Raw genomic sequence first — 22,694 nt, 5'->3', positions numbered from 1 at the left:
TGATGTCCCTGGACCACCGGCTGACAGCCGAGCACGAGGAACTCCGCCGCACGGTCGAGCAGTTCGCCCACGACGTGATAGCCCCGAAGATCGGCGACTTCTACGAGCGCCACGAGTTCCCGTACGAGATCGTCCGTGAGATGGGCCGTATGGGCCTGTTCGGGCTGCCCTTCCCGGAGGAGTACGGCGGCATGGGCGGCGACTATCTGGCCCTCGGGATCGCCCTGGAGGAGCTGGCCCGTGTCGACTCCTCCGTGGCCATCACCCTGGAGGCGGGCGTCTCGCTGGGCGCGATGCCGATCCATCTCTTCGGCACCGAGGAGCAGAAGCGGCAGTGGCTGCCGCGGCTGTGCTCCGGTGAGTTGCTGGGCGCCTTCGGCCTGACGGAGCCGGACGGCGGCTCCGACGCCGGCGGCACGAGGACCACCGCCGTACGGGACGGCGACGAATGGGTCATCAACGGCTCCAAGTGCTTCATCACCAACTCGGGCACCGACATCACCGGTCTGGTCACCGTCACGGCAGTGACGGGGCGTAAGGAGGACGGGCGCCCGGAGATCTCCGCGATCATCGTCCCCTCCGGCACGCCCGGATTCACGGTGGCCGCCCCCTACTCCAAGGTCGGGTGGAACGCCTCCGACACCCGCGAGCTGTCCTTCGCCGACGTCCGTGTCCCGGTCGCCAACCTGCTCGGCGAGGAAGGCCGCGGCTACGCGCAGTTCCTCCGCATCCTCGACGAGGGCCGTATCGCCATCTCGGCGCTGGCGACCGGCCTCGCGCAGGGCTGTGTGGACGAGTCCGTGAAGTACGCGCGGGAGCGGCATGCGTTCGGCAGGCCGATCGGGTCGAACCAGGCAATCCAGTTCAAGATCGCGGACATGGAGATGAAGGCCCATATGGCCCGCGTGGGCTGGCGGGACGCGGCGTCGCGGCTGGTGCACGGCGAGCCGTTCAAGAAGGAGGCGGCCGTCGCCAAGCTGTACTCGTCGACGGTCGCGGTGGACAACGCCCGTGAGGCGACCCAGATCCACGGCGGCTACGGCTTCATGAACGAGTATCCGGTGGCCCGTATGTGGCGCGACTCGAAGATCCTGGAGATCGGCGAGGGCACGAGCGAGGTCCAGCGGATGCTGATCGCAAGGGAGTTGGGTCTCACCGGCTGACCTGGGACTCATCGCGGCGCGCGGCACCCTGACGGGGCCGCGCGCCGCCGCGTGTTCAAGGTCACGTCGCGCTCGTGCCCCGGACGCCCGGCCGACCCTCGACAACTTCTGAGGTTAGGCTAACCTACCTTCGAAACCTGCCAGTGGCCTATTCGGTACGTACGAAAGCGGACACCACCATGCCCAACGCCCGAGCTTCCCATCTCACTCGACGCGGCCTGCTCTCCGCCGGCGGCGCCCTCGGGCTCGGCGTGGCACTCGCCGCGTGCGGCCAGGAGACGAAGGGCAAGAAGGGCGACTCCGACAAGGCCGCCCCCAAGTCCGGCCCTTGGTCGTTCACCGACGACCGCGGCCAGAAGTCCGAGTCGAAGGCCGCCCCGAAGAACATCGTCGCCTTCACCGGCACCGCCGCCGCCCTGTTCGACTACGGGGTCGAGGTCACCGGCGTGTTCGGCCCGACCAAGACCGCCGACGGCAAGGCCGACGTCCAGGCCGGCGACATGGACATCACCAAGCTCGAGATCCTGGGCAACGTCTGGGGCGAGTTCAATGTCGAGAAGTACGCGGCGCTCGCGCCGGAGCTGCTGGTGACGGACATGTGGGAGAAGGACGCCCTCTGGTACGTGCCGGACCAGTCCAAGGACAAGATCCTCAAGCTGGCCCCGAGCGTCGCCCTGTGGGCCGCCCAGATCAACATGCCGGGCGCCCTTCAGCGCCGCGCGGACCTCGCGGAGTCCCTGGGCGCCGACATGAAGGCCAAGAAGGTCACCGACGCCAAGGCGCGCTTCGAGAAGGCCGCGGAGCGGCTGCGCCAGGCCGCCAAGGCCAAGCCGAACCTGAAGGTCCTCATCGGGTCCGGCAGCCAGGACCTCTTCTACGTCTCCGCCCCGAAGATGTCGGCGGACACGCTCTACTTCCAGGAGCTCGGCGTGAAGTTCGTCGAGCCCAAGCCGAACGCCCAGGGCTTCTTCGAGGAGCTCAGCTGGGAGAACGCCGCCAAGTACGGGGCCGACATCATCATGCTCGACAACCGCACCGGCACCCTGCAGCCCGACACCCTGAAGGCCAAGCCCACCTGGGCCGGTCTCCCCGCGGTGAAGGCCGGTCAGGTCGTCCCGCGTGTCACCGAGCCGATCTACTCCTACGCCAAGTGCGCGCCGATCCTCGAGGATCTCGCCAAGGCCATCGAGAACGCGAAGAAGGTCTCCTGACGATGACGACCGAGGCCGAGATCGCCCCGTTCCGTTTCTTCGACCTGCAGGTTGCGCGGACAAGGCGGCTCGGCCCGTCGCTCGTCCGAGTCACCTTCACCGGACAGGCGGAGGACGGCCTGCGGGACTTCGCGGCCGGAGGCCGCGACCAGTCCCTGTCGCTGTTCCTGCCGCACCCCGGCCAGCCGGCGCCGGTCGTCCCCGTCGACGCGGGTGACGGCGCCGCCATCTTCGCCGCGTGGCGTGCGCTGCCCGACGACGTACGGGCCGTGATGCGCTCGTACACGGTGCGGGAGCAGCGCGTCGAGGACGGCGAGGTGGACATCGACTTCGCCATGCACGATGACGGCGGCCCGGCCTGCCGCTGGGCGCTGGCAGCCGAGCCCGGTCACAAGGTGATGGTGCTCGGCCCCGCGGTCGCCGACAACACCGGCGTGCGCTGCCGGCCTCCCGAGGACACCGACTGGGTGCTGATCTGGGCGGACGAGACGGCGCTTCCCGCCGCCTCGGCGATCCTGGAGTGGCTGCCGGCCGGCCGGAAGGCCAAGGTCTGGCTGGAGGTGCCGCACGCCGGTGACCGGCTGCCGCTCAAGACCGACGCGGAGGCCGACATCACCTGGCTCGTCCGGGACGAGGGAGCGCCGTCGGCCGTGGAGGCCGTCGCCGCCGCCGAGTTCCCCGAGGGCGTCGGCTACGCCTGGATCGCGGGTGAGTCCGGCAGCATCAAGGCGCTGCGACGCCATCTGGTGAACGACCGTGAGTTCGACCGGCGGAAGGTCACCTTCGTCGGCTACTGGAAGCGCGGCCTGAGCGAGGACGGGCTCCGCGAGGAGCCGGCCGAAGAGGCCGAGTGAACCGCGGCCGGCTCAACTGACCGTCGCTGGGCGGTCATTGTGTGATCAACGGCATAACGCTTGCGCCCCGAGGGGGGCGAGGGACTTCTGGGATCTGAGTTAGGTTAGGCTTACCTTACTTAGGCGTCGCCCTCGCCCCCCTCTTCCTGTCCCCTGAGGCGCGACCAGGTCCCCGCCACGGGAGGACATTGCATGCGCTCGCACCTGCTCAATGACATGACGGCGGAGCACTACCGGCGCTCCGTGACCGAAGGAGTCGAGCGGGTGGCGAACCGACTCGCCACGACCCGACGGCCGTTCACCGGAGTCACCCCCGACCAGCTCGCCCCGGTCGTCTCCGCGATCGACCTCGACCGGCCGCTCGGAGACGCCTCCGCCGCCCTGGACGAGCTGGAGGACGTGTACCTCCGGGACGCCGTCTACTTCCACTCCCCCCGCTACCTCGCCCACCTCAACTGCCCGGTCGTCATCCCGGCCGTGCTGGGCGAGGCGGTCCTCTCCGCGGTCAACTCCTCCTTGGACACCTGGGACCAGAGCGCCGGCGGCACACTCATCGAGCGCCGCCTGATCGACTGGACCGCACAGCGGATCGGCCTCGGCCCCGCCGCGGACGGCGTGTTCACCAGTGGCGGCACCCAGTCCAACCTCCAGGCCCTGCTGCTCGCCCGCCAGGAGGCCAAGACCACCGATCTGGCGAAACTGCGCATCTTCAGCTCCGCGTGCAGCCACTTCAGCGTCCAGAAGTCGGCCACGCTCCTCGGGCTCGGCCCCGAGGCCGTCGTCCCGATCCCCGTGGATCGCGACAAACGGATGCAGACCGTGGCGCTCGCCGCGGAGCTGGAGCGCTGCCGCGCCGAGGGCCTCGTCCCCATGGCCGTCGTCGCGACCGCGGGCACCACGGACTTCGGCTCCATCGACCCGCTGCCGGAGATCGCCGAGCTCGCGGGGCTGTACGAGACCTGGATGCACGTCGACGCCGCCTACGGCTGCGGACTGCTGGCCTCACCCGCCCGCCGCCATCTCCTCGACGGCATCGAGCACGCCGACTCCGTCACCGTCGACTACCACAAGTCCTTCTTCCAGCCGGTGAGTTCGTCGGCGGTACTGGTACGGGACGCGGCCACCCTGCGCCACGCCACCTACCACGCCGACTACCTCAACCCGCGACGCACCCTGGAAGAGCGCATACCGAACCAGGTCGACAAGTCCCTGCAGACCACCCGCCGCTTCGACGCGCTCAAGCTGTGGATGACGCTGCGGGTGATGGGCGCCGACGGTGTGGGGCAGCTCTTCGACGAGGTGTGCGACCTCGCCGCCGCCGGCTGGGAGCTGCTCGCCGCCGACCCGCGCTACGACGTGGTCGTGCGGCCGCAGCTGTCCACCCTGGTCTACCGCTACATCCCGCGGTCCGTCACGGACCCCGCCCTGATCGACCGGGCCAACCTCCACGCCCGCAAGGCGCTGTTCGCGTCGGGCGAGGCCGTGGTCGCCGGCACCAAGGTCGACGGGCGCCAGTACCTGAAGTTCACCTTGCTCAATCCCGAGACGACGACCGAAGACATCACCGCCGTCCTCGACCTGATCGCCGGCCACGCCGAGCAGTTCCTTGGAGAGAACCTTGTCCACGCCTCTTGATTTCATCGGTATCGGACTGGGTCCGTTCAACCTCGGCCTCGCCTGCCTGACCGAGCCGATCGACGAGCTGAACGGCCTGTTCCTGGAGTCCAAGCCGGACTTCGAATGGCACTCCGGGATGTTCCTGGAAGGCGCCCATCTCCAGACGCCGTTCATGTCGGACCTGGTCACCCTCGCCGACCCGACCTCGCCCTACTCGTTCCTGAACTACCTCAAGGACAAGGGCAGGCTGTACTCCTTCTACATCCGGGAGAACTTCTACCCGCTGCGGACCGAGTACAACGACTACTGCCGGTGGGCCGCCGCCCGGCTGAGCAGCATCCGCTTCAACACCACCGTCACCTCCGTGTCGTACGACGAAGAGGGCGAGGTGTACGTGGTGCGCACCGCCGACGACGCATTCACCGCCCGCCGTCTCGTCCTGGGCACCGGCACCCCGCCGTACATCCCCGTGGCATGCCAGGGTCTCGACGGGGACCTGCTGCACAACTCGCGCTACCTGGAACACAAGGAGGCGCTGCAGAAGAAGGAGTCGATCACCCTCGTCGGCAGCGGCCAGAGCGCGGCGGAGATCTACTACGACCTGCTGTCCGAGATCGACGTGCACGGCTACCGGCTCAACTGGGTGACCCGCTCCCCGCGCTTCTTCCCGCTGGAGTACACCAAGCTGACGCTGGAGATGACCTCCCCGGAGTACATCGACTACTTCCACGCGCTGCCGGAGGAGACCCGCTACAGACTCGAGTCCCAGCAGAAGGGCCTGTTCAAGGGCATCGACTCGGAGCTGATCGACGCGATCTTCGACCTGCTCTACCAGAAGAACCTGAAGGGCCCGGTCCCCACCCGGCTGCTGACCAACTCCGCACTGCGGACAGCTTCGTACGAGGACGGCACCTACACGCTGGGGCTGCGCCAGGAGGAGCAGGGCAAGGACTACGAGCTGCACACCGAGGGCCTGATCCTGGCCACCGGCTACCGGTACGTCACCCCCGCCTTCCTTGAGCCCGTCGCCGACCGGATCCGGCGCGACGGCCACGGCCGCTTCGACGTCGCCCGCAACTACTCCATCGACACGGCCGGCCGGGAGATCTTCCTCCAGAACGCGGGCGTGCACACCCACTCGATCACCTCGCCCGACCTGGGCATGGGCGCCTACCGAAACGCCTACATCATCGGCGAGCTGCTGGGCAGCGAGTACTACGCCGTAGAGAAGTCCATCGCGTTCCAGGAGTTCGCCGTATGAGCACCACCACCGCCGTCGGTTCCCTCACCGTCAGCCCCCTCGACCCCTTGGCGGACGCCGAGCTGCTGCACAGCTGGGTCACCCACCCGAAGGCAGCGTTCTGGATGATGCAGGACGCGAAACTCCAGGACGTCGAGCGCGAGTACATGCGCATAGCGGCGCACGAGCACCACCACGCGTTCATAGGCCTCCACGACGGCGAGCCCGCGTTCCTGATGGAGAGCTACGACCCGCGGTACGTGGAGCTCGTCGGGCTGTACGACCCGGAGCCCGGCGACGTCGGCATGCACTTCCTCGTCGCGCCGACCGACCGGCCCGTGCACGGCTTCACCCTCGCCGTGATCACCGCCGTGATGCGTGAGCTGTTCGCCGATCCGGCGACGGAGCGGGTCGTGGTCGAGCCGGACGTCGGCAATTCGGCCGTGCACCGGCTCAACGAGGCCGTCGGCTTCGTCGCCGCCGAGAAGATAGTGAAGCCCGAGAAGGAGGCTCTGCTGAGCTTCTGCACCCGCGAGCAGTTCGAGGCGGCCACGGGGGTGGCCCGATGAACCCCGTGTCCCACCTCACGCCCGATCGCTGGGCGCACGCCAACCGGATGCTCGTCCGCAAGGCCCTCGCGGAGTTCACCCACGAGCGGCTGCTGACCCCCGAGCACCTCGGCGACGGCGCCTACCGCCTCGTCGCGGACGACGGCGCGACCGAGTACCGCTTCACCGCCCGCCGCTTCGCCCTCGACCACTGGCAGGTGGCCGCCGAGTCGATCAGCCGCCACCGCGACGGCGCGCAGCTGCCGCTGGACGCGCTGGAGTTCGTCATCGAGATGCGGGGCTCCCTGGGGCTGAGCGACGAGATCCTGCCCGTGTATCTGGAGGAGATCTCCTCCACCCTCTCCGGCACGGCGTACAAGTCGGCGAAACCGCAGGTCGCGGCCGCCGAGCTGGCCAAGGCGGACTTCCAGGCGGTCGAGACCGGCATGACGGAGGGCCACCCCTGCTTCGTCGCCAACAACGGCCGCCTCGGCTTCGGCATCGACGAGTACCACGCCTACGCCCCGGAGGCCGCGAACCCCGTCCGGCTGGTGTGGCTGGCGGCCCGCCGCGACCGCGCCGCGTTCACCGCCGGCGCGGGCATCGACTACGAGACGTTCATCCGTGCCGAGCTCGGCGACGACGCCGTGGACCGCTTCGCCAAGACCCTCGCGGACCAGGGCCTCGATCTCGCGGATCACCTGCTGATCCCGGCCCATCCCTGGCAGTGGTGGAACAAGCTGTCCGTGACCTTCGCCGCCGAGATCGCCCAGCAGCGGCTGGTGTACCTGGGCGAGGGCGACGACCGCTACCTGGCTCAGCAGTCCATCCGGACGTTCTTCAACACCGACGCCCCGGCCAAGCACTACGTGAAGACGGCCCTGTCCGTCCTCAACATGGGCTTCATGCGCGGCCTCTCCGCCGCGTACATGGAGGCCACGCCGGCCATCAACGACTGGCTGGCCGGGCTGATCGACGGCGACGACGTGCTGAAGGCCGCCCGCTTCTCGATCATCCGTGAGCGTGCGGCCGTGGGTTACCGCCACCTCGAGTACGAGGCCGCGACCGACCGGTACTCCCCCTACCGCAAGATGCTCGCCGCCCTGTGGCGCGAGAGCCCGGTGGCGTCCCTGGAGGACGGCGAGCGGCTCGCCACCATGGCCTCCCTGCTGCACGTCGACCACGAGGGCGCGTCGTTCGCGGGCGCGCTGATCGCCGAGTCGGGCCTGGCCCCCACCGAGTGGCTGCGCGGCTATCTGGACGCCTATCTGCTGCCGGTGCTGCACAGCTTCTACGCCTACGACCTGGTCTTCATGCCGCACGGCGAGAACGTCATCCTGGCGCTCGGCGAGAACGGCGCGGTCCGGCGGGCGATCTTCAAGGACATCGCGGAGGAGATCGCGGTGATGGACCCGGACGCGGTGCTGCCGCCGTCCGTCGACCGCATCCGGGTGGAGGTGCCGGAGGAGACCAAGATCCTCTCGATCTTCACGGACGTCTTCGACTGCTTCTTCCGCTTCCTCGGCGCGACGCTCGCCGAGGAGGGGGTGCTCTCCGAGGACGACTTCTGGCGCACGGTCGCCGAGTGCGTCCGCGCGTACCAGCGGTCGGTGCCCGAGCTGGCGGACAAGTTCGCGCAGTACGACATGTTCGCGGACGAGTTCGCGCTGTCCTGCCTGAACCGGCTCCAGTTGCGCAACAACCGGCAGATGGTGGACCTGGCCGACCCGTCGGCCGCGCTCCAGTTCGTCGGCACGCTGACGAACCCGATCGCGCGGTTCGCCTCGTAGACGTTCGGAACGCACAGGCGCGACCCGGCGCCCGATGAACGGCCGGCGCCCGGCGGGATACGGTCCCTACCGCCGGGCGCCGGTTTCTCACCCGACGCTCACTGCGCCGGCCACGGCACCTGCGGCGAGCGGTGGTAGTCGATGCCGAGCTCCGACAGCCGCGGCCCCTGCGCCGCGAGCCGCACCTTGTAGGTGTCCCAGTCGTGCGTGGACGCCGGTGACCAGCCCAGCTCCGCGACACCGGGCAGCCGCGGGAACGCCATCCGGTCGATGTGCGCGTCGGTGGAGATGGTCTCCGTCCACAGGGGCGCCTCGACGCCCCGGACGGCACTCGCGGGCGCGCCCGGCAGGTAGGTGCCCGGGTCCCAGTCGTAGGACCTCCGCACCTCGACGTAACCGGCCCAGGACAGGCCCAGTTCGGTGTCCTTGTCGTACTTCATGTCGAGGTAGACCCGGTCGGCGGGCGAGAGGATCAGCCCGGTGCCGTTCTTCGCGGCCTCCGCGACCCTTGCCTTCTCGGCCTGGCTCGTGCCGTCGAGGCCCCAGTACTGGGCGAGAGCGCCCTTCTGCGGGCTCGCGCCGGTCAACTGGTGCCAGCCGATGACGGTCTTGCCGTATTGGGCGACGATCGGCTGCACCCTGTTCATGAACGCCACGTAGTCCTCGTGGCTGGTGGAGTGCGCCTCGTCGCCGCCGATGTGGATGTACCTGCCGGGCGTGAGCGCGGCCACCTCCCGGATCACGTCGTCCACGAAGTCGTACGTCAGCTCCTTGCGCACGCACAGCGAGCTGAAGCCGACGGCCGTGCCCGTGTAGAGCGGCGGGGCCACGCCGTCGCAGTTGAGCTCGGCGTACGAGGCCAGGGCGGCGTTGGTGTGCCCCGGCATGTCGATCTCCGGCACGACCTCCAGATAGCGGGAGGAGGCGTACCGGACGATCTCCTTGTACTGGGCCTTGGTGTAGTGACCGCCGGGGCCGCCGCCGACCTGCGTGGAGCCGCCGTACGTGGCCAGTCGCGGCCACGAGTCGATCGCGATGCGCCAGCCCTGGTCGTCGGAGAGATGGAGATGGAGCGTGTTGATCTTGTAGAGGGCGAGGTGGTCGATGTAGCGCTTGACCTGCTCGACGGTGAGGAAGTGCCGCGAGACGTCGAGCATCGCGCCCCGGTGCGTGTAGCGCGGGACGTCGGTGATCGTGCCGCCCGCGACCTGCCACGGGCCGCTGCGGGGAGAGTCCGCCTCGATCGCGGCGGGCAGCAGCTGACGCAGTGTCTGCACACTGTGGAAGAGGCCGGCGGGCCTGTGCGCGGTGACGGTGAGCCCGCCGGGGGAGGACTTCAGGCGGTAGCCCTCGTCGCCCAGGGCGCTCTCCCCGGCGCTGAGCCGCAGGCTGATCGATCCGGCCGCGGGCCGGGTGGTGATCGGCAGGGCGTAGCCGGTCGACGGGCGCAGCACCTCGGCGAGGCGCTCCGCGACGGCGCGCGCCTCGGGTGAGGCGTCGGTGCGGATCCTCGTACCTGCGGTCAGCGTGTAGGGGGCGCCGCCCGGCTCCGCGGAGACGGGTGCGGGGACGATCTGGCCGAGCGGCCGGACGGTGGCGGCGCTGTCGGCCCCGGAGGCCGCGGCCGGACCCGAGGCGACGGCACCGGAGAGCAGGGTGGCCGTGACAAGCAACAGGGAACCGAGGAGACGGGGGATCGGTCGGGGCTGACTCACAGGCTGGGGTCCCTTCGACGGGTTCTCGTCCGTGCGCAGAGCAACCGCTCGGTCACCATGCGTACCGCGCGCCTCAACTGCGGTCAAGGTGTAGACCACTTACTCGTCCCGTCGGCATGCAAATCCCCCACCGGTGAACGTCATCCGGGCGGACGCCCGCCCGGATCGGGGTGACACGGGACGCCGATTCACCGCCCGAGGAAGGGCGCGGCACCGCGGAACGGAACCCCCAGAGGCAGATGTGAGCTATCTCCTGCCCGGAATCGGGCAGGATTCTTGCGAAGAGCAGCGCCCGCACTCCAATATCTACGGGTGCTCGAACCTCGCCCGTCTGTGCGCCTGTCGCACGACGACCTCATCGACCACCTGGTGCGCAGCACCGCGCTCCAGCGCGGTGAAGCCGCCCGGGTGGTGCTCGATGTACTGGCGTACTTCGACGAGACGACCGAGGAGTTCGTCCGCCGCCGTCATCGCGAACTGAAGTCCGGCGGCGCGGTGAACATCGAGATCTTCGAGCGGATCGCGGCCGAACTGCCGCACCGCGCCGTGGCGCCGCCGGAGCTCTCGCTCCGCCAGCTGCGCCGCATGGTCTACGGCTGAGCAGCCCCACCGGGGCCGGGCACACTTCTGATCTATGGAGGGGCAGAAACCATATGTGTGGAATTGTCGGATACATCGGCAAGCGTGACGTTGCTCCGCTGCTGCTGGAAGGTCTGCAGCGGCTGGAGTACCGGGGCTACGACTCCGCGGGCGTGGTCATCAGCAGCCCCAAGTCCCCCGGGCTGAAGATGGTCAAGGCCAAGGGCCGGGTCCGGGAGCTCGAGGCCCGCGTCCCCAAGCGCTTCGCCGGCACCACCGGCATCGCCCACACCCGCTGGGCCACCCACGGCGCCCCCAGCGACATCAACTCCCACCCGCACCTGGACCCGGAGAACAACGTCGCCGTCGTCCACAACGGCATCGTGGACAACGCCTCCGAGCTCCGCGTCAAGCTGGAGGCGGACGGTGTCGTCTTCGCCTCCGAGACCGACACCGAGGTCATCACCCACCTGATCGCCCGTTCCCAGGCCACCACCCTGGAGGAGAAGGTCCGCGAGGCCCTCAAGGTGATCGAGGGCACCTACGGCATCGCCGTGATGCACGCCGACTTCGCCGACCGCATCGTGGTGGCCCGCAACGGCTCCCCCGTCGTCCTCGGCATCGGCGAGAAGGAGATGTTCGTCGCCTCCGACGTCGCCGCCCTGGTCACCCACACACGCCAGATCGTCACCCTCGACGACGGCGAGATGGCCACCCTGAAGGCCGACGACTTCCGCACGTACACGACCACGGGCGCGTCCACCACCGCCACTCCGGAGACCGTCGAGTGGGAGGCCGCCTCCTACGACATGGGCGGCCACGACACGTACATGCACAAGGAGATCTCCGAGCAGCCCGACGCGGTCGACCGCGTGCTGCGCGGCCGGATCGACGACCGGTTCAACACCGTGCACCTGGGCGGCCTGAACCTGGACGCTCGTGAGGCCCGCGGCATCCGCCGCGTGAAGATCCTCGGCTGCGGCACCTCCTACCACGCGGGCCTGATCGGCGCCGGCCTCATCGAGTCGCTCGCCCGTATCCCCGCCGACGCCGAGCCGGCCTCCGAATTCCGCTACCGCAACCCGGTCGTGGACCCCGACACCCTGTACATCGCCGTCTCCCAGTCCGGCGAGACCTACGACGTCCTCGCGGCCGTCCAGGAGCTCAAGCGCAAGGGCGCCCGTGTCCTCGGCGTCGTCAACGTCGTCGGCTCCGCCATCGCCCGTGAGGCCGACGGCGGCACGTACGTCCACGCCGGCCCCGAGGTGTGCGTCGTCTCCACGAAGTGCTTCACCAACACGGTCGTCGCCTTCGCGCTGCTCGCCCTGCACCTGGGCCGCATCCGCGACCTGTCCGTCGCCGAGGGCAAGCGGATCATCGAGGGCCTCCGCAAGCTGCCCGCGCAGATCAGCGAGATCCTCGAGTCCGAGGACGAGATCAAGAAGCTGGCCGAGCAGTACGCGGACGCCAAGTCGATGATGTTCATCGGCCGGGTGCGCGGCTACCCGGTGGCGCTCGAGGCCTCCCTGAAGCTCAAGGAGATCTCCTACATCCACGCCGAGGCCTACCCGGCCTCCGAACTCAAGCACGGGCCCCTCGCGCTGATCGAGCCCGCGCTGCCCACCGTGGCGATCGTGCCGGACGACGAGCTGCTGGAGAAGAACCGGGCCGCGCTCGAGGAGATCAAGGCGCGCAGCGGCCGCATCCTCGCCGTCGCCCACCGCGAGCAGGAGAAGGCCGACCACACCATCGTGGTGCCGAAGAACGAGGACGAGCTCGACCCGATCCTGATGGGCATCCCGCTCCAGCTCCTCGCCTACCACACGGCGCTGGCGCTGGGCCGGGACATCGACAAGCCGCGTAACCTCGCCAAGTCCGTCACCGTCGAGTAGGCGGCGGCCTCGGGACCGCTTCATGAGGAACGCCCCCTGTGTGCCACCGTGCACACAGGGGGCGTTCCCTTCTTCATCGGGCGGGCGCCACCCGGAGCGCCGCCCGTGGAGCTGCCGTGAGGCCCGCGGGCCTCAGCCGGTGGCCGTCACCCGCCGGCCGGCAGCGCGTCCCGTGAACGTCGGCCACTTGGCGAGCGCCGCCGTCGCGCCGTACCAGGCCACCAGGCCCGCGACCGCGCCGACCCAGCCGCCGGCCTTGGCCAGGCCCTCGTTGCCCGCGAAGGCGGCTGTGCCGCCCAGCAGCAGTGCGAGGGTCAGCAGCCCGTACACCCCTTGGCCGAGCACGCCGCTGCCGGAGGCGGCGGCGGTCAGCGTCAGGGCGAGCAGCGCCCACAGCAACATGAACAGGCCCGCCGCCTCGGCCGAGGTCTCGCCTCCCACGGCGGTCCCCCAGGTGAACCAGAAGGCGCCGAGACCGGCGAAGGCGGTTCCCGAACCGCCGTTGCCCGCACGGAACTCGAGCAGGCCGACGACGAAGAGCGCCACTCCGCCGACCCACGTCGCGAGCGCGGCGGCATCGGTGGCGGAGACGTTGTCGATCACTCCGGTGTTGCCCACACCGAAGGCCAGCAGCGTCAGCCCGAGGGCGAGGTTGCCGAGAGTCGAAGTAGAACCAGTTCCCGCAGAGACTCCGTTGTCCACGGCGGGCTCCCTTCCTGTCCTGTGCAGTTGTGCTGCGCCATGTGCTGCAATCCCAGCGACCGGATATCTACCCTTCACAAGCGCACAATCCACCTGTTACGCATGGGTAGATTTCCGTACATGCCTGGCTCGTCAGGGAGTTGACGGAGCCTCACCCGACGCGCGGTGGCGAGGGGGAAGAAACGGACCACCGGGACGAGAGGGAAGTCCGACCCTGGTGCCGGTGATCGGGGAGGACGTTCGGGCGATCCGGTCGAGGAGGTCCGGGCCCGGCTTCGGACTTCCGGTTCAGGGGGACCACGACTCAGGGGACCACGACTCAGGGGATCACGACGACGGGGCGCTGCGCGCGCTTCGCGAGCCGGCCCGCGACCGACCCGAAGAGCCGGCCGACGATGCCGTGCGTGGAGCCGACCACGATCGCGTCCGCCGAATACTCCCGGCCGACCTCTTCCAGCTCGTGACAGATGTCGCCGCCGCGCTCGACCAGGATCCACGGGACCTCGGTGAGGTAGTCCGCGCAGGCCAGCTCCAGGCCCAGCACCTCGGTGCGGTGATCGGGCACGTCGACGAAGACGGGCGGCTCGCAGCCGGCCCAGACCGTAGTGGGCAGCCGGTTGGCGACATGGACGATGATCAGACCGGACCCCGTCCGCCTCGCCATACCGATGGCGTAGGCGAGCGCTCGCTCACTGGACGTCGATCCGTCGAAACCGACGACGACTCCGTGTCGGAAGGCGGGATCGCAGGAATGGCGTGCTTCTTCAGCCGCCCGCAGGTCCGACAGAGGATCGGCTACCTGCTTGCGGTCCGCGGGTTCGGGGATTTCGTGACCGGCCATCGGTGTCTCGGCGAGGGAGGTCCTCTTCGGAGTGATCGATTGAGGAAAGCGCGTCGGCTGGAGGGGCGGTGGAGCCGTGTCCGGGAATCATCTTCCCCACCCCATACCCCAAGGGTACGGCGACACTCCTCTCCTGCCCAGGGCCTGCTGCCCCCATGCGCGACGTTCCAGGGAGCATGCCCGAGCGCGCCCAGGATCGCAATGCCGCTTGGCCACTACAGCCGTCTGCGCGCCACCGGGTGACCGGACGATGACGGTCCTCGTTGGCCAGTGGTCACCCCGCCGCCCCCAGGAGCCTCTGTGCCAGCACGACCGTCCGGCCCCCACCGCTCCCCCGGCCCCCCGTCCCGCCGTCGCCCCGACGCTCCGCCGTCCGGACCGGTCCCGAGCGCCGCGCCCACGCCGTCCCGGCGGGACCACCCGGCGGGCTCCGCGAGCCCGGCCGGCGACGTGGTGCGCTGGGGCGCGTTCAGCTGCCTGCTGGTCCCCGTCGTACTCGTCGTGTACGGCACCTCCGTCGGCGGCGCGGCCGCCGCGGCCCTCGGTCTCGCCGCGGTGACGGCGGCGTGCCGGGTGCTGCTGCGCCACTCGGAACGGACGGCCGCGCGGTGCCGCGCAGCCGCGGACGCGCGACCGGCCGGAGGCCGACACTCCGGTACCGTCCCCGGGGCGCGGCGCGGCGCGCGGCACGGGTCGAGAGGCGCACCGGGCGGCTGACGGTTTTACACGCCCGCACCCGTATGTTTTCAGCCAACTTCACTACGCAGGCCGATCCTTGTCGAAATGGCCTGCCAACCCCCTTGTCACCAGGGAAGAAAGGACTGAAGGCCCGTCCGGCACCCTACGGGGACGGGCCATGCCTGCGATGCGCACTTCCCTGCGGGCCCCCGAGTGGAACGCTTCGTGATCGAATGCATCGCGCCAAGTTGCCATGTCGACATAGCGGGGCATCCCGAACTTGTCACGCCGGCGCCACGGGACGCAGTAGATTCGATCATGAGTATCGAAGGCCGGGGGACTCGTGCAGAACCGAGGGGAAACGTGCAGGAGCGAAAGGCCCGAAACGAACGGGGAGACGCGTACTTCGAGGGGGGTTTAGCGTCATGAGTCAGGACTCCGCCGCGCCGGAGACGGCACGGAAGCTGTCCGGGCGCCGGCGCCGGGAAGTCGTCGCCGTGCTGCTGTTCAGCGGCGGCCCTATATTCGAAAGTTCCATCCCGCTCTCGGTGTTCGGAATTGACCGTCAGGACGCCGGAGTTCCCCGCTACCGCCTGCTCGTGTGCGGTGGCGAGGACGGACCGCTGAGGACCACAGGCGGCCTGGAACTGACCACGCCGTACGGCCTCGAGGCGATCAGCAGAGCGGGCACCGTCGTGGTGCCGGCCTGGCGCTCGATCACCTCGCCGCCACCGCCCGAGGCGCTCGACGCGCTGCGCCGGGCACACGAGGAGGGCGCTCGCATCGTCGGCCTGTGCACCGGGGCGTTCGTCCTGGCCGCGGCCGGCCTGCTCGACGGGCGTCCCGCCACCACCCATTGGATGTACGCGCCGACCCTGGCGAAGCGCTACCCGTCCGTGCACGTGGATCCGCGTGAGCTGTTCGTCGACGACGGCGATGTGCTCACGTCCGCGGGAACGGCGGCCGGAATCGACCTCTGCCTCCACATCGTGCGCACCGACCATGGCACGGAGGCGGCCGGAGCGCTCGCCCGCAGGCTCGTCGTCCCACCCCGTCGCACCGGCGGTCAGGAGCGCTATCTCGACAGGTCTTTACCAGAGGAAATCGGCTCGGACCCGCTGGCCGAGGTCGTGTCCTGGGCGCTGGAGCATCTCCACGAGCAGTTCGACGTGGAGACGTTGGCCGCGCGTGCCTACATGAGCAGGCGCACGTTCGACCGCCGGTTCCGCTCGCTGACGGGGTCCGCCCCGCTCCAGTGGCTGATCACCCAGCGGGTGCTGCAGGCCCAGCGGCTGCTCGAGACCTCCGACTACTCGGTCGACGAGGTGGCCGGCCGCTGCGGCTTCCGGTCCCCGGTGGCGCTGCGCGGCCACTTCCGGCGGCAGCTGGGGTCCTCCCCGGCGGCCTACCGGGCCGCGTACCGGGCCCGTCGTCCGCAGAGCGACCCTGACCGGACGTCGATCCTGGAGTCCGTCGTCCCGGCACAGGCGGGACCGGGCGCCAGACGCCCCCAGGCGGGACCCGGTGGGCCCTCCGCCATGGCGTCCGCCGCCGAGCTGGGCAAACCGGTGCCCGAGGCGTACGCGGCGGGTCACGGCCGGCCGAGCCTGCCGGGCCAGCGGAGCGTGCCGTAGAGCGGCGTCCGCGGACAGTGCGACCCCGGCCCGGTCGGGACGGCGCCCCACAGGGTGCCGTCCCGACCGGGCCGGACGCCGTCGTGGCACCGGGTCAGACGGCGGCCCCCGCGGGGCAGCCGGCTTTCCCCAGGCCGGTAACGCAGCGCATCCGCCCCCGTAAGGTAGGGCGCATGAACGATCGCATGGTGTGGATCGACTGCGAGATGACCGGGCTCTCGCTGACGGACGACGCACTCATCGAGGTGGCCGCACTGGTCACCGACTCGGAACTGAACGTACTCGGCGAAGGGGTGGACATCGTGATCCGCCCGCCGGACGCGGCGCTCGAGACGATGCCGGAAGTGGTGCGCCGGATGCACACCGCCTCGGGTCTCCTCGACGTCCTGGCGGACGGAAAGACCCTCGCGGACGCGGAGGAGCAGGTCCTCTCCTACATCCGCGAGCACGTCAAGGAGCCCGGCAAGGCCCCGCTGTGCGGCAACTCGGTCGGCACCGACCGCGGATTCCTGCTGCGCGACATGCCGACGCTGGAGGCCTTCCTCCACTACCGGATCGTCGACGTCTCCTCGATCAAGGAGCTGGCCCGCCGCTGGTACCCGCGGGCGTACTTCAACAGCCCGGAGAAGAGCGGCAACCACCGGGCACTGGCCGACATCCGCGAGTCCATCGCCGAGCTCCGCTACTACCGCGAGGCGGTCTTCGTCCCGCAGCCCGGCCCGGACTCGGAGACGGCGAAGACCATCGCGGCCAAACACGTGCTGCCCGCGCAATAACGACGGGCGGTCGCCACCGGAACGACGGGCGCCCCACCGGCGCGAAACCCTGGCGCGAGCACCCGCTCGGACCCTGTACACTTTTTCTCGGCCGGTCGGGAGAAAGACCGGTCGTGGTGGGTATAGCTCAGCTGGTAGAGCACCTGGTTGTGGTCCAGGATGTCGCGGGTTCGAGTCCCGTTACTCACCCTGATCGATCAAGGGCCCCGGTCTTCGGACCGGGGCCCTTGTCGTATCCGGTGGGCGGGTGCTCAGCGCAGGCCGTCCAACACGACTTCCTCGTTCGGCGACGACGGCGCGGCTCCACCGGCAGCCCGCGGGAGCGCCCCGAAGCGGGCGAGGCAGTGCCAGACCTTCTTGACCGCCTGCGGGTCGTGACGGCCGGTGCGAACGGCGTCTCCGACGATGCGCGGATCGAGCCGGCCGCCCACCGCGATCCGGGCGCCCAGGTCGACGTACTCCTGGCCACGGTAGTCCGGGTAACGGCGGAGTTCCCCGACAGTGAGACGGAAGCCGGGATGCCACTCCAGCGAGCACGGAAGACGCCGGGCGGCCTCCTCGACGCCTGTCCCCCGGTAGCAGGGGTCGAGGACCAGCGCCTCCACATCGCGGTCCAGCCGGACCGGCCCGTGCACGTGCGCCTCGATGTAGTCGTCCAGAGCGTCCTTACGGTCGGCGAGGGCGAGCTCGATGAGTCCCATGCGGTCCGCGACGCCGACGTCCGACGGTTCGAGACAACTGTCCGGGTAGCAGAACGTGGTCCGCGCCGGTGTGTGCGCGGCAAGGCGGAAGTGGGCGGAGCCGAACCGCGGCGCCGCGCCGACCGGCTTACGGCGGAAGTTCAGCGCCCCGTAGACGGGCCGCTCCCGAGCAGCCGCCTCGTCGTACGCACCACCGAAGATCCGGCTCTCCCACTCCCACCGGTCACCGCCGGGAAAGGCGGTCAGACCCCCGTTGCTCGTCCCGGTGACGAACTGGGAGAGGTAGACGCCGGACTCCGACAGCGCTTCCAGGATGGGCCTGCCCTGCGCCGTACGGTCCGGGTGGAAGTTCAGCGTCACCCGCAGCGCCGGGTCCAGGGGCCGGCCGGACGAGAGCTCCGCCACATGCCGGAGCGCTCGCCCCCGCGCTGTCTTCAGGGCGTCCGAGCTCATCCGGGCAGTGTGCCGGGAGCTGATCCGCCGGCGCACCCGTTTTACCGGCGACCGGTCGGAGCCGGTGCTCGGTGCCGTCGCGGAAACCGGGCGACAGCTCGGAGGCAGCGCGGCTCATATCCCCGGCAGGCGCGCCACTCCGGACGTTCCGAGACGGCCGAGCCTGTAGGGGTCGGACCCCGAGTGGATCGCATGGATCGACGACAGATCGCCTGGGACGAGACGCACGACACATCGGCCGCTGTCACAAGTTGCCGGGCCGCGCTGTCTTAAGGGGGCGAGCGCCTTCACGCCAGGCAGTCGTACCCGCAGTCCCGCAAAGCCCGCAAGGAGAAACCTCATGAACCTCGCTCTGTGGATCGTCACCGGACTGCTCGCCGCCGCCTACCTGTTCGGCGGCGCCGGCAAGATGATCATGTCGAAGGAGAGGATCGCCGCCTTCGGGCCCAGCGCGCAATGGACCGAAGACTTCAGCGCCGGGAGCATCAAGGCCATCGGAGCCCTCGAGGTCCTCGGTGCGGTGGGTCTGATCCTGCCCGCCGTGCTCGACATCGCGCCGGTCCTGGTCCCGTTCGCCGCCCTCGGCCTGGCGCTGATCATGGTGGGGGCGGCGGTCACACGCCTCCGGCGTCACGAGACCAAGCTGATGGTCGTGGACCTGGTCTATCTCGCCCTGACCGTCTTCGTGGCCTGGGGCCGTTTCGGCCCCGAGTCCTTCGTCGGCTGACCGGGCGGCCCGTACGGGTGCCCAAGGCCGCTGAGCGCGGCCGACGGCGGCTCACGGGGTGCACCAGCTCTGCGGGACGTCCTTGACGAACACGATGCCGTCGCTGTCCGCCAGGTGCGCCGGGTCGAGCGGGGCGTAGCCGAACCAGGGCGACACGCGGTGCACGGGCCGCACATCGGCGAGGGCGGTGGCCAGCCGCGGGGCGTCGATGACGGAGCAGTCCTCCGGGAGCGCGTACAGCAGTCCTTCGACGGTGTCCGGCGGCGGAGTGTCCACTCCCCGGTGCCGGATGGTGCCGAGGGCCGTGGCCACGAAGGCGTACGCCTCGCCGAGCCGGGCGCTCACCAGCGCACCGGCGCTCCACCACTCCAGCGGCGTCCCGCCCATCCGCATCGTGCTGGTCCGACGCTGGAGATGGGAGTTGTGAGCGTGGACGAATGCCGGACCGCGAGCGGCGACGGCGAGGAGGTTGTGGGCCATCATCTGGTCCCGCACGCCCACCAGCCGGGGCAGGCGGCCCGGTGAGGTGTCGGCCATCCAGTGGTGGTAGCGCAGCAGGCCGGTCGCGGTGCGCCCGTGCAGGTGCGCCCGGTACCGGTCGTCCCCCGAAGTCGCTGTGACCAGGTGCGGCGTCTGCGCGTCGAGCAGGGCCACCAGGTCGTCGGCGATCAGCCGCAGCTCCCCGGCCTCGGCCGACCGCCCCACGGACCGGGAGGGGTCCGTCATCGCGGCCGGATCGGTCCACCGGTCGTCGGCGCCGAGCAGGCGGTCGAGCGTTTCCGCGGTGCAGGGGAGCAGGTCCGCGTCCACCTGGGCCGCGAGGTAGGCGTGGAGTGCGGTGAGAACCTGCCGAGGGCTCGCTGCATGGGTGATCTCCAGCGGGCCGTCGAAGCCGGCGAAGCGGAGCCGCTCGGACGCGGGACGGCCTTCGTCGTCGACGCGGGCGTTGTAGGCGCGCATCCAGCGGACGAGCTCGCGATTGGCCGCGGAGTCACCCCAACCGTGGCTGAATCCGCGCTCCATGACCTCGTCGAGGGTGCCGGTGCCGGAGGTGACGTAGTCGTCCACGAGCAGGCCCGTCACGCAGTCGCTCTCGATCGCGATCGTGCGGTAGTCCTCCTGCTCGACGAGCTGCCGGAAGAGCTCGTTGCGCAGGTCGAGCAGGGAGTCCTCGCCGTGGGTGGGCTCGCCCAGGGCGAGCAGCCGGGGCCGGGCCGGAAGCAGCCTCATGACGGCGGCGGCCTCGACGGCATGGGCGGTGTCCTGGATGTCGGTAGCCATGCCTTCAACGCTATCGTTGAACCCTCGATTGAGACTTTCACGCGATACCGGCAGGGACATGGGGCGAAACCTTCAAAACAGCGAGCGGCTCAGGCCGGTCGACCTGGCACGCGTGCACGGTCTGTCGACACAGGCGGTCAGGAACTACGAGGAGGCCGGCATCCTCCCGGCCGCCGGTCGCACGCCCCACGGCTACCGGACCTATACGTCGCTGCACGCCGATGCCCTCCGCGCATTCCTCGCCCTGGCGCCGGGCCACGGCCACCGGACGGCGACGGCGATCATGCGGGCGGTGAACGAGAGCGCGGTCGAGGAGGCGTTCCGCCTCATCGACGAGAGTCACGCCCAGCTCCTCGACGACCGCCGGACCCTCCAGGCAGTGGAGAGCGCCCTCCGCGACCTGGAGCCCGCGCCGGCGTCCGAACGGAATGAGGGGCCCGGGCGCGGCACGGCCACCGAGCCCGCCTCGGCGTTCGGGACCGGTGGGCAGCCCGGGACGGGCAGGGGGCCCGGGACCGGTGGGACTCCCGGACACGGTGCCGGTTCGACCGCGGCGTCAGGACCGACCGCGCCGCCCGGGACCGGCGGCACGTTCATCGGACCGCTGGCGGGGAAGCTCGGCATCCGGCCCGCGACGCTGCGCAAATGGGAGCGCGCCGGACTGGTGAACCCGCGCCGCGACCCGCTGACCGGGTACCGCGTCTACGACGAGGCCGACGTGCGGGACGCCCGGTTGACCCACCAGCTCAGGCGGGGCGGCTACCTTCTGGAGCAGATCGCCCCGCTGATCGCCCAGGTGCGGGCGGCCGGCGGGCTCGAGCCGCTGGAGGCCGCGCTGCGCGACTGGCACGGCCGGCTGGCCGCCCGCGGGCGCGCGATGCTGACCGGGGCCGCCGAGCTGGAGGCATACCTCCGCCGGCGGGGATGACGACGTCGGCCGCCGGCCTAAGGGGTCGCCCGCCGGAGAGGTCGTCGGCCGAGGAGGACGGGGCCGACACGGACCGGTCCACCCGTTACGACGAGTCCCGCACCACCAGTTCCGTGGGCAGCACGATCTGGGGCCGCTCCGGTGACGGCCCGGCGATCTCCTCCAGCAGGACCCGGGCCATCGTGCGTCCCATCTCCTCCGTCGGCTGGCGCACGCTGGTGAGCGCCGGGTCCATGTGCCGGGCCACCGCCGAGTCGTCGAAGCCGACGAGGGCCACGTCGTCCGGGATGCGGCGGCCCGACTCGCGCAGCACGTGCCGGGCGCCCGAAGCCATCACGTCGGAGGCGGCGAAGACCGCGTCGAGGTCGGGGCGGTCCTCGAGCAGTTTGCGCATCGCGAGGCGGCCGCCCTGCTCGGTGAAGTCGGCCACGGCCGTCAGCCGTGGGTCGGCGTCCAGACCCGCGCCGGCGACGCCGGAGCGGTAGCCGTCCAGGCGGCGCTGGGCACCGTACACGTCCAGCGGGCCGGTGATCGTCGCGACGGTACGCCGGCCTCGGGCGGTCAGGTGGGCGACGGCCGCCCGCGCGCCCTCGAAGTTGTCGGAGTCGACCGCCGCCAGCGTCTCGTCCGCCGCGCGGCGGCCGCTGATCACCACCGGGATGGAAAGCTGCTCCAGCAGGTCCGGCAGCGGGTCGCCCGCGTGCATCGAGACCAGCAGCACGCCGTCGACCCGGTGCGCGGCGAGGTACTGGGCGAGCGTCTTGCGCTCGCGGTCGTTGCCCGCGAGCGTCAGCAGCAGCTGCATCTCGGTGTCGGCGAGGGCGGCTCCGACGCCGCGCACCATCTCGGAGAAGTACGGCTCCGCGAAGAAACGGTCCTCCGGCTCCGGGACGACGAGCGCGATGGCGTCCGTACGGTTGCCCGCGAGCGCCCGGGCCGCCCGGTTGGGGACGTAACCCAGTTCCGCGACGGCCGCCTCGACCAGCGCGCGGGTCTCCTCGCTCACGCGCGGCGAGCCGTTGATCACCCGGGAGACCGTCCCGCGTCCCACCCCCGCCCGCGCTGCGACCTCCTCGAGGGTGGGCAGACCGGTGGCCCGCCCCCCGCTCCCCGTACGGATGGTCCGAGACATCGTGTCCGCCTCCCCAGGCTGCCCAGGCGGAGAACATAACGTGCCGCGGCGCCTTCCGACCTCCCCTCTTGGACGACGAACACGGCCGACCCGCCATGGGAGCGCTCCCAGTGCTCTGGCGGTGCCCGTGCGGCAAAGCCGCAGGCCACCGCCCGTGCCACGGTCGCGGCCGGCGTGCTAAAAGTACGGGTCCCACACAAGTACGGCCGCGGGCGGCACGTCAGGACCCGGG

The 22,694-nt window shown here is 70.4% G+C and carries 20 protein-coding genes and 1 tRNA gene; 15 read left to right on the top strand and 6 right to left on the bottom strand.

Features of this window, described 5'->3' with window-relative positions:
• The first annotated feature begins 2 nt into the window (after nucleotides 1–2).
• From GLX30_RS22685 to GLX30_RS22655, 7 genes are all read left to right on the top strand, one after another.
• The gene (locus tag GLX30_RS22685) at nucleotides 3–1,163 is read left to right on the top strand and encodes an acyl-CoA dehydrogenase family protein (RefSeq protein WP_159691818.1); all 1,161 of its coding nucleotides are present in this window, start codon (nucleotides 3–5) and stop codon (nucleotides 1,161–1,163) included.
• A 179-nt stretch (nucleotides 1,164–1,342) separates the two neighbouring features.
• Complete coding sequence (locus GLX30_RS22680) at nucleotides 1,343–2,374, top strand: ABC transporter substrate-binding protein (protein WP_159691816.1); 1,032 nt, start codon at nucleotides 1,343–1,345, stop codon at nucleotides 2,372–2,374.
• A 2-nt stretch (nucleotides 2,375–2,376) separates the two neighbouring features.
• Nucleotides 2,377–3,228 (top strand): siderophore-interacting protein, encoded by an 852-nt coding sequence (locus GLX30_RS22675; RefSeq protein WP_159691814.1) that lies wholly within the window; start codon nucleotides 2,377–2,379, stop codon nucleotides 3,226–3,228.
• A gap of 192 nt (nucleotides 3,229–3,420) precedes the next feature.
• Nucleotides 3,421–4,863, top strand: a complete 1,443-nt coding sequence (locus GLX30_RS22670; protein WP_159691812.1) for an aspartate aminotransferase family protein — start codon at nucleotides 3,421–3,423, stop codon at nucleotides 4,861–4,863.
• Nucleotides 4,847–6,106: a lysine N(6)-hydroxylase/L-ornithine N(5)-oxygenase family protein gene (locus GLX30_RS22665; RefSeq protein ID WP_159691810.1), complete on the top strand. Its 1,260-nt coding sequence runs from the start codon at nucleotides 4,847–4,849 to the stop codon at nucleotides 6,104–6,106. Before GLX30_RS22670 ends, GLX30_RS22665 begins: the two co-directional genes overlap by 17 nt.
• Complete coding sequence (locus GLX30_RS22660) at nucleotides 6,103–6,654, top strand: GNAT family N-acetyltransferase (protein ID WP_159691808.1); 552 nt, start codon at nucleotides 6,103–6,105, stop codon at nucleotides 6,652–6,654. Before GLX30_RS22665 ends, GLX30_RS22660 begins: the two co-directional genes overlap by 4 nt.
• On the top strand, nucleotides 6,651–8,423 hold the full coding sequence (locus tag GLX30_RS22655) for an IucA/IucC family siderophore biosynthesis protein (RefSeq protein ID WP_159691806.1): 1,773 nt from the start codon (nucleotides 6,651–6,653) through the stop codon (nucleotides 8,421–8,423). Before GLX30_RS22660 ends, GLX30_RS22655 begins: the two co-directional genes overlap by 4 nt.
• Before the next feature lie 98 nt (nucleotides 8,424–8,521).
• Here the strand turns inward: GLX30_RS22655 and GLX30_RS22650 are convergent, their stop codons facing one another.
• A complete protein-coding gene (locus tag GLX30_RS22650) occupies nucleotides 8,522–10,138 on the bottom strand; it encodes a beta-N-acetylhexosaminidase (RefSeq protein ID WP_159691804.1) in 1,617 nt (538 codons plus the stop codon).
• A gap of 312 nt (nucleotides 10,139–10,450) precedes the next feature.
• Between GLX30_RS22650 and GLX30_RS22645 the strand changes: the two genes are divergently transcribed.
• Complete coding sequence (locus GLX30_RS22645) at nucleotides 10,451–10,738, top strand: hypothetical protein (protein ID WP_159691802.1); 288 nt, start codon at nucleotides 10,451–10,453, stop codon at nucleotides 10,736–10,738.
• Between the two features lie 53 nt (nucleotides 10,739–10,791).
• Entirely contained in the window at nucleotides 10,792–12,609 is a 1,818-nt protein-coding gene (gene glmS / locus GLX30_RS22640; RefSeq protein ID WP_159691800.1) for a glutamine--fructose-6-phosphate transaminase (isomerizing), read from the top strand.
• A gap of 132 nt (nucleotides 12,610–12,741) precedes the next feature.
• Here the strand turns inward: glmS and GLX30_RS22635 are convergent, their stop codons facing one another.
• On the bottom strand, nucleotides 12,742–13,311 hold the full coding sequence (locus GLX30_RS22635) for a GPR1/FUN34/YaaH family transporter (RefSeq protein ID WP_159691798.1): 570 nt from the start codon (nucleotides 13,309–13,311) through the stop codon (nucleotides 12,742–12,744).
• Nucleotides 13,312–13,630: 319 nt separating this feature from the next.
• Nucleotides 13,631–14,152 (bottom strand): universal stress protein, encoded by a 522-nt coding sequence (locus GLX30_RS22630; protein WP_159691796.1) that lies wholly within the window; start codon nucleotides 14,150–14,152, stop codon nucleotides 13,631–13,633.
• 300 nt (nucleotides 14,153–14,452) lie between these two features.
• Between GLX30_RS22630 and GLX30_RS22625 the strand changes: the two genes are divergently transcribed.
• The 4 genes from GLX30_RS22625 to GLX30_RS22610 all read left to right on the top strand — a co-directional run bounded on the left by GLX30_RS22625 (nucleotide 14,453) and on the right by GLX30_RS22610 (nucleotide 17,429).
• Nucleotides 14,453–14,869: a hypothetical protein gene (locus GLX30_RS22625; protein ID WP_244258256.1), complete on the top strand. Its 417-nt coding sequence runs from the start codon at nucleotides 14,453–14,455 to the stop codon at nucleotides 14,867–14,869.
• 386 nt (nucleotides 14,870–15,255) lie between these two features.
• Nucleotides 15,256–16,464, top strand: a complete 1,209-nt coding sequence (locus GLX30_RS22620) for a helix-turn-helix domain-containing protein (protein WP_159691794.1) — start codon at nucleotides 15,256–15,258, stop codon at nucleotides 16,462–16,464.
• Between the two features lie 173 nt (nucleotides 16,465–16,637).
• Nucleotides 16,638–17,240 (top strand): oligoribonuclease, encoded by a 603-nt coding sequence (gene orn / locus GLX30_RS22615; RefSeq protein WP_159691792.1) that lies wholly within the window; start codon nucleotides 16,638–16,640, stop codon nucleotides 17,238–17,240.
• A 116-nt stretch (nucleotides 17,241–17,356) separates the two neighbouring features.
• A tRNA-His gene (locus tag GLX30_RS22610) sits at nucleotides 17,357–17,429 on the top strand.
• A gap of 62 nt (nucleotides 17,430–17,491) precedes the next feature.
• Here GLX30_RS22610 and GLX30_RS22605 read toward each other — a convergent pair.
• Entirely contained in the window at nucleotides 17,492–18,394 is a 903-nt protein-coding gene (locus GLX30_RS22605) for a DUF3626 domain-containing protein (RefSeq protein WP_159691790.1), read from the bottom strand.
• 340 nt (nucleotides 18,395–18,734) lie between these two features.
• On the opposite strand from GLX30_RS22605, the gene GLX30_RS22600 reads away from it, so the two are divergent.
• The gene (locus tag GLX30_RS22600; protein ID WP_159691788.1) at nucleotides 18,735–19,121 is read left to right on the top strand and encodes a DoxX family protein; all 387 of its coding nucleotides are present in this window, start codon (nucleotides 18,735–18,737) and stop codon (nucleotides 19,119–19,121) included.
• A 51-nt stretch (nucleotides 19,122–19,172) separates the two neighbouring features.
• Here the strand turns inward: GLX30_RS22600 and GLX30_RS22595 are convergent, their stop codons facing one another.
• Nucleotides 19,173–20,402 carry an erythromycin esterase family protein gene (locus GLX30_RS22595; RefSeq protein WP_159691786.1) on the bottom strand — a complete coding sequence of 410 codons (1,230 nt, stop codon included), beginning with the start codon at nucleotides 20,400–20,402 and terminating at the stop codon, nucleotides 19,173–19,175.
• 58 nt (nucleotides 20,403–20,460) lie between these two features.
• Between GLX30_RS22595 and GLX30_RS22590 the strand changes: the two genes are divergently transcribed.
• Nucleotides 20,461–21,330 (top strand): TioE family transcriptional regulator, encoded by an 870-nt coding sequence (locus GLX30_RS22590; RefSeq protein ID WP_159691784.1) that lies wholly within the window; start codon nucleotides 20,461–20,463, stop codon nucleotides 21,328–21,330.
• An 85-nt stretch (nucleotides 21,331–21,415) separates the two neighbouring features.
• Here the strand turns inward: GLX30_RS22590 and GLX30_RS22585 are convergent, their stop codons facing one another.
• Nucleotides 21,416–22,462: a LacI family DNA-binding transcriptional regulator gene (locus GLX30_RS22585; protein ID WP_159691782.1), complete on the bottom strand. Its 1,047-nt coding sequence runs from the start codon at nucleotides 22,460–22,462 to the stop codon at nucleotides 21,416–21,418.
• Between the last annotated feature and the right edge of the window lie 232 nt (nucleotides 22,463–22,694).

The organism is Streptomyces sp. Tu 2975, assembly GCF_009832925.1.
GTDB lineage: Bacteria > Actinomycetota > Actinomycetes > Streptomycetales > Streptomycetaceae > Streptomyces.
Note: the sequence above shows the minus strand (reverse complement) of the source record. Positions and strands in the feature narration are given on the sequence as shown.